Source organism: Paenibacillus sp. FSL H8-0315 (assembly GCF_038005365.1).
GTDB lineage: Bacteria > Bacillota > Bacilli > Paenibacillales > Paenibacillaceae > Paenibacillus_AQ > Paenibacillus_AQ odorifer.
The window spans coordinates 915,354-933,429 of the sequence record NZ_JBBOTA010000001.1; the positions used below are offsets into that span (position 1 = coordinate 915,354).

Sequence of the window (18,076 nt, forward strand, 5' to 3'; positions counted from 1 at the left end):
TTTCTCTCCCCCTTATAGTTGATATATCATCTATCATGCAAAAATAATACGAATCAAAATTCTGAAAAGAGGTTCATCATTATTATGGAATCATCATCAACTGTTCAAGTTAAACGTCCAGCCCTCATGGCCTTCTCGCTTATGTTAGGTGCATTCGTCGGGCTATTTAGTGAAACCGCCTTAAACATGGCTTTTACAAATTTAATGGATGAATTTTCAATCAACGCCTCAACGGTTCAGTGGCTAACCACAGGATATTTACTTGTATTAGGTATCCTCGTTCCAATATCCGCCCTATTAATGCAATGGTTTACCACTAGACAATTATTCACAGCTTCCTTGCTATTATCTATCGTCGGTACATTAATTGCTGCCCTCTCGCCTAATTTCACCTCATTATTAATTGCAAGATTAGTGCAAGCCTTAGGGACAGGCTTATTGCTTCCATTAATGACCAATATTATTCTTATTATTTTTCCTGCACATAAACGCGGAACTGTCATGGGAATGATGGGGCTCGTTATTATGTGTGCACCGGCACTTGGGCCTACTCTATCTGGTTTAATTGTAGATCATTTTGGGTGGGAGTATATCTTTTGGATAAGCTTACCTTTATTGTTATTTACATTAGGTTTCGGATTAACATTCATTAAAAATGTAGCCAACATCACAAAACCTAAAATAGATATTTTATCCATCTTGCTTTCTACTTTTGGATTTGGTGGAATCGTCTTTGGTTTTAGTAACTTTGCTGATCATTCTTTGAGTGAAATCATTGTTTTGCTGCCTCTTATTGTTGGTTTCATCAGCTTAATCTTGTTTGTATTACGGCAATTTAAATTGGAAACCCCAATGCTGAATTTACGGGTATTTAAATATCCCATGTTTACGATAGGTCTTATAATGCTCTTTTTAGGAATGATGATCATTTTATCTTCTGCAATTTTATTACCTTTATATTTAAAAGGAGGTTTATTGTTATCGGCCACAATGGCTGGTACTCTACTTCTTCCAGGCAGTGTTATTAACGGGGCTATGGCTCCAGTTACGGGTAGAGTATTCGATAAATACGGTCCGAAATTATTGCTGCCGCTTGGATTTTTTATCGCAACCATTGCTGGTTTTCTATTTACAAGAAACTCTACTGAAACCAGTAGCCTAACCTTTATTTTAATACACTGCGCAATGTTTATCGGATTAGCTATGGTCATTATGCCCGCTCAAACCAATGGGTTAAATCAATTACCCGTGAAATACTATCCGGATGGGGCTGCTGTTATGAGTACACTTCAGCAAATTGCAGGTGCTCTTGGTACAACGTTCGCTGTTACGCTAATGTCTAGCGGACAAACACGATTCGCAAACACACATCCAACCGCTGCACAGCCTGAAATATTAACCGCTGGAATTACACATGCTTACTTATTTATCGCAGCAATTGCAGGTATTGGATTGATTATATCGTTATTTGTGAAGCGTATTCGAGTGTATTGATTTGTATGTGAAAAAGACAGTGGACATGAACTGCCCGCTGTCTTTTTTTTAAGTATAACCCTAAGGCTTTAACTCATATGTTTTTCATAAAAAACTAATGTTAAGTTGTCATTTATTTTTTTGGTTTCCCCCGTGCTTCTATACCCTAACTTTTCATATAAATAGCAATTTCTTTGCTCCTGTATAATACTATCCAGCTCCCATTTCTTTGCATCTTTATATCTCTGTTCAATGATTGCAAAAACCTGCTGGGCAATCCCCTTCCCATGATGTTCTGGCAAGATAAAGATGATGCTGACCCGATAAGTTTTATTATCCTTTTTAACGATACGGACACCGCCCACAGCAATATCAAAATACTTAATCATATAATAATCTGCAAAAGACTGATTAATTCGATCCCTGATTTGTTCCACAGATTCATTGGCTGGGTTGGTTTCATAATCTTTATATTTCTCCAGCAATGGCATAAAGGCTTTGACTTGCATTTCATGAATAAACTCTGCGTCGCTCGCGTCTGCTTTACATAAAGAAATCTCCATAAAGTTATACCCCTCCGAAAGTTAGTAAATATATAAGCTGTCAGATATTCTTTTTATCCTCCGGTTTAGAGGAATCTCTAAAAGAGCCCAAGATCCCCGTAAACAGTCCAATTAATCCAACAAAAACGCCTATCCCGCGACCACCCTCATAGGCCAATATCACAACTACTCCAAACAATGTAATGTGAAGACCAAAAATTTGAGTTTGTAGGACACTAGGCCGGATAAAATCTAATAATGCTCCTGCGTGAAACATTACAACAACTAGCACAATTAGAGCGGTTAAGATCCATAATCCTAAACTAATCATCCTTACCTCCATTAAAATTTATTATTCACTAGGCACTCCTGATTTCAAATAAAGACACTTGAGCCACTCGGCTCCAGCGTCTTATCATGTTGATTTATGGTTTGTTTTTGGGAAGGATATAGAGCGTTCCGTCTTCTTTATATTCAGCATAGGCAATATCCTCAATGCAATTATAACCCTGCTCTCTGACGCGTTCCTGAATCTGCTCCTTGTTCATCGATCTGCCCCGCATGGACTCTTCCAGTACCCTGCCTTTATCAATAACTGTTATGGAAAAAGCAGAAGACTGCTCAGCTTCAGACTTGCGCATAACCGATAGAGAGCCGTTCGTTTCAAGCAGAGCATACCGCACTTCACTTAGGGAAAAGATATTTTGTTGCCTCAGCATGAACAGCAGTTGGGTATACTCAATATCGTATTTCTCCAACAAATCCTGATTCACTTTGCCATCGTCAATTAGCAGCACTGTCCGGCCTTCCGCCATGTTCCCGAATTTCACAAAATGGGTGGTCACCTTTTCGAACAGATAAGATAATGCGGTCCAAATAAAAAGAGCAAACAGCAGATGCCAGATCTTCACCTCATCATCATATATCGTATTGCCGACAATTTCACTTAAAATCAATGAAGACAGAAAATCGAGTGGTGTCAATTGACTAAGCGTCTTGCGGCCGGTAATAAAGGTAATGATCCACAAACCAAAAAAGCTGATGACCAATTTGACGCCTATAGATACAAATATCTCCATTGCTGCACCTCCAGATGGGACTCGCACAGGCTCGTTACCCTTTTTACACGAAATCCATTCATGAGAGGTATTACACACTCCTAGTGGGGTATAAACAGCAAAAGATACTCTCTGCAACTTGCCTATGTTGGGATAGTTATAAGGAACGTTGTCCCTTTGCCTTTTTCACTATCGACTTCAATAGTTCCTTTCACTTTATCGACGGTACTGTAGACCATAAGCATACCCAGCCCCGTTCCTTCTGCTTTAGTCGAATAATACGGCTTACCGAGTCGCGATATTTCATCTTTAGTCATGCCGACTCCGTTATCTTTAATACTGATCATAATATTTTGTTTTTTTTCAAATATATCGATAAATAGCGTACCGCCATCGGTTTCCTTCATCGCTTCTATACCATTTTTATATAAATTAATTAGACACTGCTGAATCTGGTTTCGGTCATAGTTTTTATTTAACGAATTATTAAAACTAAATTGGACATCTACTTTGTGCATAGTGGCATAAGGCATTATGATATTTTTAGTATATTCTGATTCTGCCTTCATATTGGAGTAAACCATGTTTTCAGATTGTGGCTTGGCAAAGGAGAGATAATCACTTACAATTTTTTCTGCTCGCTGTAGCTCTTGTAGAGATAACTCTACAAAGCCCTTTTCCTCTGGCGTCATCGTTTTAGATTTATTTAATAGCTGCAAAAAACCACTAGTCACTGTAAGTGGATTTCTGATCTCATGGGATACACTTGCCGCTAGCTCGCTGACGACATTTAATCTTTCCGATTGGACAATCCGTTCCCGATTTTTAATATTGGAGATAATCTTCTCAATCAAAATCATAATGACACTCATCACCCCAACATGAGTTGTCAACGCATTTAATGAAAGAATCCAAAATTGCCTGTCTAAGGAATCCTGAACAAAACCTAAAATTAACAGATAAACCCCCATAATTAGCAAAGCAATCAGACTTGCCGCAATCACACGGCCCTTCGATGGTAATTTTAAAAATCTATTTTTATATAACGGCACCAAAATCAGAATCGCTGTCGCAAATAGAAACGAATAAAATACTCCACCTCCACCCACATAGAATCTGTAAGCATTCAAAATAATATATAGAGGAAGAACGTTCCTATATCCTCCAAACAGTGCCACAATAATAAACGGAATGTACCTTAAATCAAAAATATAGCCAATTTCAAGTCTGATAGGTTTTGCAATACAGAGACTCATGGTCACTGCAGACATAAAAACGAGAATCAATCTATTGTAGGAATAGGCCCGATTCTCAAAGAATATTAGAAATGTTAATACTGGAAAAAGCAAAAACAAAAAATTTAAAAGTAGGGTTTCAAACAAGAGATGACTTCCTTTCAGCCTTTTGCTGCGTAAATGAATATATTCAAGGTTATATTAAGAGTTTTAGATCATTACCTAAGCTAACATTATAAGTCACAGTATTGACTATACACTATGTATTTCTCAACCATTTTTCAAATAATCCCAAAAAATCATACTATAGAACCACAATTAGCAAAAAAATACAGACATCTGAAGTCTGTTTGGGGTCATCAATTTTCGTATTCCTGAATATCTAAATTGTAAACTGTACCTTCGTAGTTTTTAAGGGCTCATAAATCTAGAGCTGCCACCTTTACATCCCATAACCGTAATCGAAATTGTAACGTCGGTTGGGTTTGTCCTTGTCATTTTTGTTATAGCATTAGTTTCACCTACGAGGATTAGAAAACTCGGTTTAATCGTAGCCTCTATATTAACATTACTTTTGTTTTTATCCTTTGCGATTCGTCCCGTTTGGATCCCACCAGAAGGCAAATCTCCTGAGGAAGGAACGCATTCGGAAATGAATCATTAAGTTGTCTTACACAGAAAACAGCCATCCCCTCAGGATGGCCGGTTTTTATTTCACTAAAAATCCATTAACTGTGATATGGAGCGGCGCCTAATTTAACTTCTCTCGGATCTCCACTTTTGATAATAGCAATGGAGACAGCTATAAGCAATATTTTCCGGAGAAGAAATAAGTACTACAGCCTAAAAACAATTTGATTTCCTGTCTCATTGTTCTTGAAGGGTTTACCATGTTCCCTGAACTCTAATATAACACCTGAAGGATCGTCAGAAAGCGGTGGAGAAATTACGTAATTATAAGAAGCTTGTCCGGTTGAACTTCCGCCATTCATCATTCGACTATCATATTCTTCTCCTATAAACAGCTCGAAAAAGCTATGGTTATGAGAATTTGTTGGAAGCTCAGTTGTCATGTCCCAATCTATATTAAGGGTGACCACACTAGCATTACTATATTGGCGTATAGAGGTCAGTGTATAAAAAAATCCATCTTTCTCAATTGATTTAAGAACTGCAATATGTTTTCTAAAATCAATTGGCTCAACCATCGGTTTAAAATGATCTTCACTTAGCAACGTCCCAAATACCGCTTTCAAAAAATCCTCATAGAGCTCATAATTTTCTGCCCATTTAGAGATAGATTCAAACGGTGGGAATCCTGGATTATTATTCGAGATTTCCTTTCGTTGCTTGATCAATGCACATATTTGCTCGTCAATATCCTTAATTTGCAGATCGTAATGTTCGGTTGGTCGTACAAACGGCATCCTTTTCATTTTGAACCTCCTTTTTGCACAAATGCAAAAGAAATCTCAGCTTCACATACAAGCTCACTATTTACTGTTGCGGTGCCTTTGCCTTTTACAATTTCACCTTTCATCCGATTGACTTCGAATTCGAGAAGAAGCTGATCCCCAGGCGTTACTTGGCGCTTAAAACGGGCATTATCAATGCCAACTAATAACCCTATCTTGCCCATCAGCTTCTCGTTTTTGCACATTGTGATTCCGCCTACCTGGGCTAATGCCTCCACAATTAAAACACCCGGCATAACAGGATGCTCAGGAAAATGGCCGCTAAAAAACGGTTCATTAATGGATACATTTTTAATACCTACTGCTCTTTTGTTCTCCTCCAGCTCTATAATTCTGTCCACTAAAATAAACGGATACCGATGAGGAATAAGTTCTACAATCTGCTGTATATTTAGCATAATTCCCGTCTTAGCCTCCTAAAATACTTTTTGGGTAATTTTAACATTAAAAGTGATTTTGTACTACTCAAAAATACCCGGACAACTGGCCTATAACATCACTTCTGGTGATCCTAAAAAAACAACGGCAACCCTGGACTAGAAAATAAAGTCCACGACTGCCGCTTTTTATTGATCTATTGTACCCTAGCTTAAGATTCAACTCGATTAACAAACACCTGTGTCTTTCTCCCTGCTTCAATTCGTTCAGTGAATTTTCCGCCAGTGTATTCCTCTATCACCTTTTTCCAAAAGCGTTGTGCGGGCTCGTTATTATCTATTTGGTAAACTTCCCATTGCCCCTTATGTATATTAAAAATATCTTTTGCAACTAGTCTACCTAATCCTACTCTCCGATACTTTTTTATAATAAAAAATTCTGCAATGGAAAAGTATAAATCATCATCTCTATTTTTTAATTTGACTAAAACGAATCCAGCATTTTTCCCATTCAGAGTTAACAGATATGGGAAATTCGAGTCCTCTGTCCAGTAATCATTGAGAGGATAATCATTAAATTTTCCGTTTTCTTCAAGGTGTAAATCCATATACTCGGAGAAATCATACATATAAAATTGCATTAGGTTGTTGAGGATTTCTTTTTCTTCAAGGGTCGCCCTTTTAATTTGATAGTTCATCTAAAAACCATCCCATATCTATATTTTATCTAATTATTAACGGACTCTTCTATTTTCTCGGATAAGTTTCTTCGCATCCTTTTGAAATAAAATGATTGTTGTTGTACGCTTCAATGGATTGATTCCCAATTACTTTGCAGTAATATTTTACCACTCAAGAATACTCTCTTTCAACTTTACAAATTTTCACTTTGTAATTTTGGTACCATTCTTTCTTACCTTTCTCCTGAGCAACTTTGTGAGATTGATGCTGTTTCCAGTTCCTAATCGCGTCCAAGCTCTCCCAATAAGAAATCGTAATACCTGCTCCTGAAGAATCCCTGACACTTTCCACTCCTAAAAACCCAGGTTGCCCGGACGCAAGCTGCTCCATTTTTTCAGCCATAAGGTTATACCCGTTATCCCCCTCCGTACGTTGACTTGAAAATATGACTGCATAATAAGATCCGTTTGATTCATGAACCATTCCGCTCAAACTCCCCTTTAATCCTAGATGTTTTTATATAAAACAGATTATACTATTATAATTAAGATAAAAATAATGAATATTAATCGTTAGTTTAATGAATTTTTTTCATACATTATTGAGGAGAGAAATCATTATGAATCTTTTAAAATATCAAATTTTCAGTAAGGTAGTTGAGATCGGCAGCATTACCAAAACAGGAGAGATATTAAATTTAACACAATCAGCCATCAGTCATGCGCTTTCTAGCTTAGAAGCTGAATTCGGACTGTGTCTTCTCATAAGAAACAGATCGGGTATCCGGTTAACCAACGATGGCGAACGTTTAATCCCACATATCAGAGAAATCCTCCACCTTAATGAAAAACTCAATCAAGAAGTAGCTGCATTAAAGGGTGTCGAAATCGGAACTGTGAAAATAGGTACTTTCTCTAGTGTATCGATCCAATGGATGCCTCAAATCATTAAACAATTTCAAAATCAGTTTCCACATATTGAAATAAAACTACTTGATGGTAACTACTCTGAAATAGAAGAATGGATTGCCGATGGAACCGCTGACTTGGGATTTGTTAATCTGCCTACTCGAGATGCTTTTCATGTGGTCCCTCTTCAAAAAGATAGGATGGTCTGCATTATGTGGCAAAATCACCCTCTCGAACGCCAATCAACCATCCGCCTTGAGCAATTGATTGATGAACCTTTTATCATGCCCATTGCGGGTTGTGACACCGATGTAAAGCGAATTTTCTCGCAAAATAAACTCACACCCACGATCAAATATGAATTAGAAGATGATCATGCCATAATCGCCATGGTACAAAATGGTTTAGGATTAAGTATTCTCCCCGAAATGATTTTGTCACATCTCCCCGACAATGTATGTTATCGCCCATTGGAAGGCGAGTATTGTCGTTCTATTGGTATTGCAGCTGCCTCCATTAAAAATGCCTCTCCAGCGGCAAAAAAACTAATTGAATTCATAACACAATGGATCACCAACGTGCCCATCCCTCCGCATTACCGTGATTTATGAGATGGCTCAACGCGCTGTCTGTAACGGCAAGCTTTAAGGCTATCCTTCGCAGAGTAGTCCCTTTTTTGATCCAGCATTAACGTTAGCGTCAGGGGAAACGATTCTTCACTATGTATCTTTTGAGAAATTCACAACTCCCGGGACACGATAATTTGCACAACATAGAGAACAGCCTGCTGGCTGTTCTCTATCGCTGTCTGCCTTAGAAGCACGTGAACGAGCTAATCCGATTCAAATCAATGCCGAAGTACGACCAGAAAAAACCATTCCATCTGAACCCTGCAATAGAATTACGTCCGACGAATACCGGAAAGAACCAGAATTGCTCGCCGTTGTTCAGCCAAATGTATGTGTTGCGGAACAGGCAGCGTCTGATCCCGCCGGGATCAATGGCAAATGTGGTAGACGACATTTGTGGCACGAATTGCGGTGGAGGAGCCGTCGGCGCTTGAACGCCTCCCGGTGCACCCCCCGGAAATTGTCCGGGGGTTCCACCCGGAAACCCTGGTCCCCCTGGTCCTCCTGGTCCTCCTGGTCCTCCCGGCATGCCAGGTCCGCCAGGTCCGCCAGGTCCGCCTGGGAATCCTGGAAATCCCCCGCCGGCACCCGGTGTTGGAAAAAATCCCATATGTGATCGCTCCTTTCATGAGTAGGCATAATCATCATATGCATTCGCGGAGAGAGCGTTTGGGCGCAATAGGCGTTTTTTCAAAAAATGAAAATCAACAATAAGATCTAACATAGGCACTATCGGAAACCTAACTTGCCTCTACTTATGGTACGTTCAGCGCATCATAGATAAACTGACCAATTACACTCAGCTTTACCTGCAGAATTTATTCCGTCCACATCACTTTACTAAGTTCTTAACTTTAATATGGAATCTTCACTGATGTGATGTAGATGCCTGGTCAGCCTTCACACAATCAATAGCGACAACGAATGCAATCATGAGCGTCTCCATCTCATCCTTCAATATTTGAACCTTATAGCTATCCCCCCAAGTGAACCATTCCTTGTCCACTTTACCGATGACTACACCATGCTGTAAAACCTGAAAATCCATGTCCCACCAATTACCATGTACCTCAATGTCAGCCGCATCAATCGTATAACGTGCTTTAAAGAAAGAAAACTCCTTCTTAATCGTCAATACCTCTCGACCATCTACTTCTACAAAAAACTTTGGTAAAAAACTGAACACTTTTTTCGTAATAAGTGCGACTTCATCTCTTGTTGTATTCATGATGGAGAATGTCTTGGGAATTTGCATAAAACTGCCCTCTACGTAATAGACATCTTGCTCCTGCTGATTCTTTACCGTGAATTTACCACTTAGACTGAATACCTTTTGTTTTATATAAAGTTGCTTCATTCTAAGCCTCCTATCGTTCCTCTTAGTTAACATCATTTTAGACAAATGTTATAGTTGTTTTGTCATAATAAAATCTATTTGTTCTTCTTCACCCATATAAAAAGAATGAGTTCCTGTATGAACAAACCTCATTTTTTCATAAAAGCTAATAGCGTTTTTATTTTTTTCCCAAACCCCTAACCAAATCTTCTCTTTATTACATTGTACCGCTATTTCTATAGCTTTATTTATTAGATATTTCCCAAGCCCCTGTTTATGAAATTTTTTTCTAATATAGATCCTCTCGACTTCAAGTGAATCATTACCCATTACTTCAGATTGAGCATCCTCGGTGTTTACCTTTAAATACCCAGCGATTTCTTCATTAAAATAAATAAAATAGAATTCTGATGAGCTATCCGACAATTCTTTTTCTAATTGTTTTAAGTTAAATGCTCTATCCAGGTAGGCCTTCATATTTTCAGGTGAATTTTGATTACTAAATGTCTCATTAAATGTTTCAACACTAATTCCTTGAAGTGAACCTAGATCTTCGAACGTGCACTTTTTTATATTGATAGCCATATCGTTTTCTCCTTTTAAAATATCAATTTACAAATAAACTCTTATTTTGAGCTCTAATTATATGGTGTTATGCAGATGTGACAGGAAAATAGTATACCATAATTGTTGTATTTGCAACAAAAAACTAAGGATTTACCATTCATTCTACCTATTCGCGTATTGGCGTAATCAGTCTCTATGCGGCAGTCAGAACTCCAAAAGGGGAAGCGAACGAGGTTTTGGGGATTCGATGATGGATGGCGGTTACTTTCGGACCCAGATGACGTTATTTGTGAATATTTCGGCTTTGGAGCAAAGTTTCGGACCCCAGTGCAGCTATTACCTCGAAAAGGCTGCTTTCGGGGTTTTTTTTAGACCAATAACGGCTATGCGGTCCGTTAGGATTCCAAAAGTGAGATATGACGCGTCTAAGGGTCATCTGAGTCCGTTAGATGCTACCGGGCGCGCAAACGTGGTCGAAGAAAGTGTGGCTTGGGAGTTTGATGATGGATGACGGTTACTTTTCGGACCCAGATGACGTTATTTGCGAAGATTTCGGCTTTGGAGCAAGGTTTCGGACCCCAGTGCAGCTATTCCCTCGAAAAGGCTTCTTTTGGGGTGTTTTTCAGGCCAATAACGGCTATGCGGTCCGTTAGGGTTCCAAAAGTGGGATATGGCGCGTCTAAGGGTCATCTGAGTCCGTTAGATGCTTCCGGGCGCGCAAATTTGATCCAAGAAAGCGTGGCTTAAAGGTGATGATAGTGGAAGTGAGCCAACTTTGAGAAATCGGTGATGGAGAATAGATCGGCGAGATTTGCGGGTCTACGATGGAGAATGTCAGCGGGATTTGGAAATCAGTGATAGCAGTAGAAAACGAAGCATGAGGATTCGTGGATAGAGGAAGCGAACGAGGTTTGGGAATTCGATGATGGAAGATGGTTACTTTCGGACCCAGATGACGTTATTTGCGAATATTTCGGCTTTGGAGCAAGGTTTCGGACTTCAGTGCAGTTATTCCCCTGAAAAGGCTGCTTTCGGGGTGTTTTTCAGGCCAATAGCGACTATGCGGTCCGTTAGAATTCCAAAAGTGGGATATGACGCGTCTAAGGGTCATCTGAGTCCGATAGATGCTTACGGGTGTGCAAATGTGATCGAAGAAAGTGTAGTTTTTTTGGGGGGATAGCGGAGGTGACAAAAGTAGAGGGTTCTTGATGATGGAGGAAGCAAACGAAGTTTCAGGATTCGCGGATGGAGGAAACGAGCGACGTTTGGGGGACGATGATGGAGCAAAAAAAATGAGGTGCCCCAGCAGCCATTTTCGGCTTTTAGGACACCCATCCTCTCCGCTGTGCGCATATAGCGCGGTATGGTGGACTGGTAAGAGCCCGGTTAAAGCCATCTCATAAATCTTTTTTTAGATAGTTTAATCTGATTACTTTCGGCCCATGCGGTTAGTTCTTTCATTCCCTTGTATTCTTCGTCAAGAAAACTAAAACATAATCTATAGGGAGGAAATCTGTGATCTACAGGTTTAATGCCTATTACGGGTATGAAATAGCCCTTTACATAAATATTATCAATTTGATTCGCTTGAATTTCTTTGTTTTCTACTATTATAGAGTCCGGAAGAATCCGAACCTCAATGAACTTTCTAATCGTAATGATCCTATAGAGCAATATGATTACAACAATCAGACAGAAGGTCGACCATATATAACCAAAATAAAGTAATACTTTAAACTCCGTATTATTTCTGGTATTTAACAATAGTATGCCACTTGAAAAAATCATAGAAAACAGAAGCGACATTAGCGACGGACGACTCACCTTATAAGCTCCTATATTTTCCATAACCCCCTCACTTTCTCAGACTATTATAGCTTACTATATTTCATAAATTATGGATATGGCACTTCTTTTTAATCCACAGGAATCTCAATGACCTTGTTATATTCCTTCATATAATGTATTCCTTCTATCAGAATACTTTCAGGTTTCGTTTGTGTATCAAATAATAAGGTGCGTTCCTTCATGAGTTTACCGTTTGTTTGTTTTGACTCTTTTTGATTAATTGTTGTTTTTAAAGCCGTGTTTTCGTTAGCATTTTCTATAGACACACCATCCAGCATTACATCCTCATCTGTAGCAATAGTTACTTCAATCCCTTGAGCGGTCTTGGTCACATCCTTAATCCATAATTCTTTATCCCCCAGTAGAATCGGCTCATTACTATCAGCATTTAGAGGATACTTTTCTTCCAGTTTCTGATATCCAACAAACTCTTTAACAACCAGCTGCAATGAATGCAGTTCTTTTGGCAAGGTGTCATAACGAATATCAAATGATCTCCCACCCAGCGAGGTTTTATTGCTACTACCTAATATTTCTACAGGCTTTCCATTGGCAATTAATTGAATGCCTTCTAACCCTAATCTTATTCGATCGAAATTCTCGACATTCATACTCCCTTTAATCACAGTCATGGTGGGTGTGGCCGTGATCGACTTGAAGGTAATTGATCCTTTGTCGGCTTTGACCTTTTTATTAATCGACTGTTTGATCTGAGTCACCATCGCTTGATTTGGATTATAAGAAAACGTTATGCTCCCTTCACTCATCTGCCCTTTCTGTGGAGGTCCCCAGTAATGAAGTGTCAGTTTTTTCGAGAATGGGCTTACGCTATCAAATGTCATCGTGCCTTTTATTTCTGTATGTTCGTCGTTGATTAAAGATACGCCACTTCTTATGTTGGAATTCGTGAGAAACCCTTCTATTTTTGAAGGACTAAAATGATCTCCCGTCTCCTCTAGTCCCTTAGGATTGTTTAACGTGTAATATACAATAAATTGATTGGCATCTGCCATAATTCCGTTAATCGTAAGTTCTGTTCCATCTGCTAACGTCGTCTTTTTGTCTATGCTTTGTCCCATTCCTTGTTCATTGAGTTGTTGTAAAGTTCCCTCTAACACCTCATCAAAACCAAATAACTTTTTTCCATAATAAGCGAAGGCATTATAGCTGTTTCCAGAAACTACTATCACTAATATAATGACGGCTGCAATCTTCCAGAGGGGCGAGCTTTTTCTTTTTATTCTTTTTGGAGGTGCCGAGTCTAAAGCATTTCTTAATCTCATTTCTAAACCCTCAGGTGCAGTTATGGACTCTAAGTTCCTCTTCTCATCCACTAATCGTTGTTCGACGTTATTGTTCATCAACATCACCTCTGTAATGATTTTTCAGCGTTTGTAATCCATTGTAGATCCTTGATTTAACAGTTCCGATCGAGACCTGTGTGATCTCAGCTATCGTTTGATAATCGAGATCATGAAAATATTTCAATTGAATTGCTTCTCTTTGCTGCTCATTCACATGTAACAATAACGCCTGCATATCCATTTGCTGTTCACTTTTATGATAAGGATCGCCTGATGCAACATCAGCTTTTTCCTTCTCGTCAGTGATGCTCCAGTCCTCTAATAACACCAGCTTGCTTCGCTTATGAAGTTGCCTTTTACAGCCGTTTACCAAAATCGTCTTACTCCAGCTGTAAAAAGACTCCTCTTTCTTAAGTTGGTCAATCTTCTCGTATAACGTAACTATCATTTCCTCCATGGCATCCATAGCCTCATGCGCATTTCCCATATAGCTGTACGCAAGCCTATAAAAAACATCCTTTTCATACATGATTAATTGCAGCAAAACTTCTTTATTTCCCTTTTTAGCTTTTTTCACCAATCGAACAACATCCATGCCTTCACCTCTCTCCCCTATATGAGTCAGGAGCACTGTAAAAAGTTCATCTTCATAAATTTTTTTTATATATCGTGAACTATTCAATCCACCTAAACTGTAATATTCAGGAAAATTTCACTCAGACATACCCAAATCTAGTTGATTTTAAACGCTTCAATGTAATAGAATGAACTAATCTAAAAAGAAAAGGATGGGCATAAGCAATGCCGTTTAAAGAACCTCGTACACTTAGTAAAAGATCCCTGCTATTCTTCTCTCTCATTATGCTTGTGAAAAGCTATTTTGCCTGGTATTTTCTATTTGAAGATGGCCCTACTTGGACCACTTGGCTTAAAGAAATCCCTTTTGTACTTCTAGTCTTTTGCTTGATTGAATGGTTCGCTACGAAACGAAAAATTGCAATTTACATGCTTGTCAATGTATTGATTACTACTCTATTTTTCTCATTAATTGTATATCATAATCATTTTGGCATCATTGCTACTTCGCAAGTATTAGATCAGGTCAAACAAGTGGGAGCCGTAAAGAAAAGTATATTTTCGGTCCTTCGTCCTCAATATATGCTTATCTTTGTGGATATCATTGTCATCAGCTTGGTTATGTTTAGAAAACAGAAAGCGCTGGATTGGAAAAAAGCCATGTCGCGCAAAAGTAACCGTAAAGCGGTGGCAGTCCTGTTCTGTATTTCCATCATCATTTGTGCAATGAATATTTTTCCAAACCGTGCCAGTATGAACGAAACGATTAAAGCGGAACAAATGGGCATTCTTAATTATGAAGCCTACTCTCTGCTAGCTGATCAAGAGGAAGAACAAATTGACGTTTCTGAGATTACACAATCCACTATTGATAAAACTAAAGGAATTCAAGCTAGCTCTAATCCGGTTTTATTTGGAGCCGCCAAAGGAAAAAATCTAATCATTCTGCAAATGGAGTCTTTCCAGAACTTCTTAATCAATCTAAAGATTGATGGACAAGAAATCACACCAAATATGAACAAGCTTGCCGCCAGCAGCTTCTACTTCCCGCGTTTCTACCAGCAGGTTGGACAAGGCAACACTTCAGATGCAGAGTTTATTGTGAACACTTCTTTTTATGTACCCCCTGATGGTCCAGCTACCCAAATGTACGCTCCTAAAGAGCTACCAAGCTTACCCAAGCTGTTGCAAGCACAAGGTTACGATACGGCAACATTCCATACGAACGAAGTCGACTTTTGGAACCGTGGTGAGCTTTATAGTGCTTTGGGATTCAATCGTTATTATGATAAAACTTACTTCGGGGAAGAAGACACTGTATTCTATGGCGCTTCTGATGAAGTTTTGTATGAAAAAACAGCTGCAGAGCTGGCAAGAATGGATCAGAATGAGCAACCCTTTTACTCCCATGTAATTTCGATGTCATCTCATAATCCGTTCTCCATCCCAGAGGATAAATACAAAATGACACTTCCAGAGCGATTCGAAGGAACGCTTGTTGGCGATTATATTCGGGCTCAGAATTATGCTGATTATGCGCTGGGACTTTTTATCGATGAGCTCAAACAAAACGGTGTGTGGGATAACAGCTTGATCGTATTGTACGGGGATCATCGTGGACTGCCTATCTTCTCTTTAAAAGAGGATGATCATCTCCTACTGGAAGAGATTCTCGGCCATGAATATTCGGAACGTGAATTGATTAATATTCCCTTGATCATGTCAGCGACAGGGATTACAACTCCTAGTGTAAAAGAACAGCTAGGCGGGCAAGTAGATATTTTACCTACCGTATCTAATTTATTGGGTGTCTCTCTTGCAGATCATATTCATTTCGGACAAGATCTCTTGAATCAATCAACTTATAACTTACTACCACAACGGTATTACTTGCCTACAGGATCTTTCGTAAATAACGAAGAGCTCTTCTTATCCGGCAGTGGCTTCGAGGATGGCCAGCATTATACTTTATCTGGTAACGGCAACCAACCTCTGCAATCCACAGAAGACGAATTCGAGCGTGCCTTACAGCTACTCCATTTGTCAGACAGTTATGTTACACAGCTACCGGATAGAGTTATTGAAGAATAAGCTGCAATGTATAGCAAAAAAGACTGTGCACACCAAATCGGTGAGCGCAGTCTTTTTCTATTATGGTTATTATTTTGACTCTTTAACAACTAGTTTAAGCGGTGCCGCAATCAGCTTCTCTACGGTTTTGCCTTCTAATACATCCTTAGCGGCTTGAATGGCTAGTTGGCCAATTAATTCAGGCTGCTGCGCAACGGTTCCTGTTAATTTACCAGCTTCGATGGATTTAAGTGCATCTTCATTTCCATCAAAACCAATCACAGGGATATTCTTGCCTGAACTTTGAATGGCTTCAATAGCACCTAGCGCCATTTCATCATTATGAGCGAAAACTGCTTGTACGCCAGGATTTCCTTGTAGAAGGTTCTCCATAACGGTCAGCCCTTTCGTACGGTCGAAATCAGCCGTTTGCTTAGCAATGACCTCTAGCTGGCTGTCCGCAATCTCATGGAATCCCTTACCGCGTTCCCGAGTCGCTGACGCTCCTGGGGATCCTTCTAACTCGATGACCTTTGCACCTTTCCCAAGCTGCTCTACAATATATTCTGCTGCCATAGAGCCACCCTTTACATTGTCAGAGGCAACAAGAGCTTTGATATCCCCTTGATCTGCGGAACGGTCCAACGTAACGACGGGAATATTTAAACTGTTAGCTGTTTGCACTACCGTCGAGATCGCTGATGAATCCACTGGATTGATCAATAACGCATTCACACCTTTTTGCATCAAATCTTCGACGTCATTACTTTGTTTAGCAGAATCATTTTGGGCATCAATGACAAGGACTTCCAAGCCTTGCTTCTTAGCCTCAGCCAAAACACCATCTTTAACGGATACAAAGAAGGGGTTATTCAATGTAGATATAGATAATCCAATCTTCATGTTCTCCATGCTTCCACCACTGCTAGGCTTAGCCCACTCTGGAGGCTCCAAGGAACAACCTGTCATGAGAATTAATAGTAAGGAAGTAAGAATCAAAGTTAACTTTTTCATGTTGGAATCCCCCTTATACGGCTTTCTTACGGTCTATGAGTACGGCAATGGCAATAACGATCCCTTTGACCACCATTTGGTAAAAAGAGGATACGCCGAGCAAGTTCAATCCATTGTTCAAAATCCCGATAATCAGTGCACCAATCAATGTGCCCACGATACGTCCACGACCACCAGTTAAGCTCGTACCGCCTAATACTACAGCTGCGATAGCATCCAACTCATAAGATGTGCCTGCTGTGGGTTGCGCTGAGTTCAATCTGGAAGTCAGGATCGCTCCTGCCAATGCGGACAACATACCGGTCAATGAATAGATCATTATTTTAATGCGGTCGACTTTAATCCCTGAAATAATAGATGCTTTTTCATTACCACCAATGGCATAGGTTTTACGACCAAATGGAGTTTTGTGCAATACAACCCATAAGACTGCGAAGACGATGATCATTGTTATAGCAGGTACAGGTATTCCCAGTAAATATCCACGGCCAAACAATTGGAAGGTCATGCTGTCTCCGAGACCTGTGATCGGATTACCGTCTGTGTATACAAGTGTTAATCCCCGGAAAATCGTCATGGTCGCCAACGTAGCGATAAATGGCGCCATTTTACCTTTTGTAATCATCAGTCCGTTGACCATCCCCATCACGCCACCCGCTAAACAACCTACAATAATGGCTAAGACAGGATCCCAACCAGACAACATCAGGTTAGCGGTGAAGGCACTGGATAGGGCTAGAATAGAACCCACCGATAAATCGATACCACCCGTTAGAATAACAAAGGTCATCCCAAAAGCGATAAGCGCATTTATGGCAACTTGTCTAAGCAAGTTCAGGATATTAAGGGGCTCCATAAAGCTTGGGTTCAACACCGTAACGATAACAATTAGAATAATCAGCCCTAGTAATGGACCTAGCTTCTGTGTAATTTGCCCGATTTGAAAACCTTTATTTTCTCTCTCACCTTTGATAGTTGTCATT

The 18,076-nt window shown here is 39.5% G+C and carries 19 protein-coding genes; 4 read left to right on the top strand and 15 right to left on the bottom strand.

The genetic code is table 11. The annotated features are described in order from the left end of the window. The first annotated feature begins 75 nt into the window (after nucleotides 1-75). A complete protein-coding gene (locus MHB56_RS03925) occupies nucleotides 76-1,494 on the top strand; it encodes an MDR family MFS transporter (RefSeq protein WP_370510795.1) in 1,419 nt (472 codons plus the stop codon). Nucleotides 1,495-1,562: 68 nt separating this feature from the next. Here MHB56_RS03925 and MHB56_RS03930 read toward each other — a convergent pair whose 3' ends face one another. The 8 genes from MHB56_RS03930 to MHB56_RS03965 form a co-directional block, all read right to left on the bottom strand. Beyond that, complete coding sequence (locus MHB56_RS03930; RefSeq protein ID WP_341143281.1) at nucleotides 1,563-2,036, bottom strand: GNAT family N-acetyltransferase; 474 nt, start codon at nucleotides 2,034-2,036, stop codon at nucleotides 1,563-1,565. Nucleotides 2,037-2,076: 40 nt separating this feature from the next. Then, complete coding sequence (locus tag MHB56_RS03935) at nucleotides 2,077-2,346, bottom strand: hypothetical protein (RefSeq protein WP_248548548.1); 270 nt, start codon at nucleotides 2,344-2,346, stop codon at nucleotides 2,077-2,079. A 94-nt stretch (nucleotides 2,347-2,440) separates the two neighbouring features. Next, nucleotides 2,441-3,094, bottom strand: coding sequence for a DUF421 domain-containing protein (locus tag MHB56_RS03940; RefSeq protein WP_076304880.1), 654 nt, complete (start codon nucleotides 3,092-3,094; stop codon nucleotides 2,441-2,443). Nucleotides 3,095-3,216: 122 nt separating this feature from the next. Continuing rightward, nucleotides 3,217-4,455 (bottom strand): ATP-binding protein, encoded by a 1,239-nt coding sequence (locus MHB56_RS03945; protein WP_076127331.1) that lies wholly within the window; start codon nucleotides 4,453-4,455, stop codon nucleotides 3,217-3,219. Between the two features lie 689 nt (nucleotides 4,456-5,144). Beyond that, nucleotides 5,145-5,744, bottom strand: a complete 600-nt coding sequence (locus MHB56_RS03950; protein WP_076278720.1) for a chorismate mutase — start codon at nucleotides 5,742-5,744, stop codon at nucleotides 5,145-5,147. Continuing rightward, nucleotides 5,741-6,181 (bottom strand): 3-hydroxyacyl-ACP dehydratase FabZ, encoded by a 441-nt coding sequence (fabZ, locus tag MHB56_RS03955; RefSeq protein ID WP_076127337.1) that lies wholly within the window; start codon nucleotides 6,179-6,181, stop codon nucleotides 5,741-5,743. The genes MHB56_RS03950 and fabZ overlap by 4 nt, the downstream gene beginning before the upstream one ends. A 191-nt stretch (nucleotides 6,182-6,372) precedes the next feature. Next, nucleotides 6,373-6,858 (bottom strand): GNAT family N-acetyltransferase, encoded by a 486-nt coding sequence (locus tag MHB56_RS03960; protein ID WP_339168624.1) that lies wholly within the window; start codon nucleotides 6,856-6,858, stop codon nucleotides 6,373-6,375. Between the two features lie 154 nt (nucleotides 6,859-7,012). Next, nucleotides 7,013-7,324 (bottom strand): antibiotic biosynthesis monooxygenase family protein, encoded by a 312-nt coding sequence (locus MHB56_RS03965; protein WP_076127341.1) that lies wholly within the window; start codon nucleotides 7,322-7,324, stop codon nucleotides 7,013-7,015. Nucleotides 7,325-7,460: 136 nt separating this feature from the next. On the opposite strand from MHB56_RS03965, the gene MHB56_RS03970 reads away from it, so the two are divergent. Next, nucleotides 7,461-8,360 (top strand): LysR family transcriptional regulator, encoded by a 900-nt coding sequence (locus tag MHB56_RS03970; RefSeq protein WP_341143282.1) that lies wholly within the window; start codon nucleotides 7,461-7,463, stop codon nucleotides 8,358-8,360. 202 nt (nucleotides 8,361-8,562) lie between these two features. Here MHB56_RS03970 and MHB56_RS03975 read toward each other — a convergent pair whose 3' ends face one another. From MHB56_RS03975 to MHB56_RS03985, 3 genes are all read right to left on the bottom strand, one after another. After that, the gene (locus MHB56_RS03975; protein WP_340976449.1) at nucleotides 8,563-8,988 is read right to left on the bottom strand and encodes a collagen-like protein; all 426 of its coding nucleotides are present in this window, start codon (nucleotides 8,986-8,988) and stop codon (nucleotides 8,563-8,565) included. 258 nt (nucleotides 8,989-9,246) lie between these two features. Then, nucleotides 9,247-9,735, bottom strand: coding sequence for an LURP-one-related/scramblase family protein (locus tag MHB56_RS03980; RefSeq protein ID WP_341143283.1), 489 nt, complete (start codon nucleotides 9,733-9,735; stop codon nucleotides 9,247-9,249). Between the two features lie 48 nt (nucleotides 9,736-9,783). Beyond that, nucleotides 9,784-10,299, bottom strand: a complete 516-nt coding sequence (locus tag MHB56_RS03985) for a GNAT family N-acetyltransferase (protein ID WP_341143284.1) — start codon at nucleotides 10,297-10,299, stop codon at nucleotides 9,784-9,786. A 489-nt stretch (nucleotides 10,300-10,788) separates the two neighbouring features. Between MHB56_RS03985 and MHB56_RS03990 the strand changes: the two genes are divergently transcribed. Beyond that, nucleotides 10,789-11,028, top strand: coding sequence for a hypothetical protein (locus MHB56_RS03990; protein WP_076218173.1), 240 nt, complete (start codon nucleotides 10,789-10,791; stop codon nucleotides 11,026-11,028). Between the two features lie 1,169 nt (nucleotides 11,029-12,197). Here MHB56_RS03990 and MHB56_RS03995 read toward each other — a convergent pair. Continuing rightward, nucleotides 12,198-13,490 (bottom strand): DUF4179 domain-containing protein, encoded by a 1,293-nt coding sequence (locus MHB56_RS03995; RefSeq protein WP_076190606.1) that lies wholly within the window; start codon nucleotides 13,488-13,490, stop codon nucleotides 12,198-12,200. Beyond that, entirely contained in the window at nucleotides 13,480-14,028 is a 549-nt protein-coding gene (locus MHB56_RS04000; protein WP_341143285.1) for an RNA polymerase sigma factor, read from the bottom strand. Before MHB56_RS04000 ends, MHB56_RS03995 begins: the two co-directional genes overlap by 11 nt. A 206-nt stretch (nucleotides 14,029-14,234) precedes the next feature. Between MHB56_RS04000 and MHB56_RS04005 the strand changes: the two genes are divergently transcribed. Further along, nucleotides 14,235-16,100, top strand: a complete 1,866-nt coding sequence (locus MHB56_RS04005) for an LTA synthase family protein (RefSeq protein ID WP_076218177.1) — start codon at nucleotides 14,235-14,237, stop codon at nucleotides 16,098-16,100. Nucleotides 16,101-16,169: 69 nt separating this feature from the next. Here MHB56_RS04005 and rbsB read toward each other — a convergent pair whose 3' ends face one another. Further along, complete coding sequence (rbsB, locus tag MHB56_RS04010; protein WP_076127360.1) at nucleotides 16,170-17,093, bottom strand: ribose ABC transporter substrate-binding protein RbsB; 924 nt, start codon at nucleotides 17,091-17,093, stop codon at nucleotides 16,170-16,172. A 13-nt stretch (nucleotides 17,094-17,106) separates the two neighbouring features. Beyond that, a complete protein-coding gene (locus MHB56_RS04015; RefSeq protein WP_076127362.1) occupies nucleotides 17,107-18,075 on the bottom strand; it encodes an ABC transporter permease subunit in 969 nt (322 codons plus the stop codon). Between the last annotated feature and the right edge of the window lies 1 nt (nucleotide 18,076).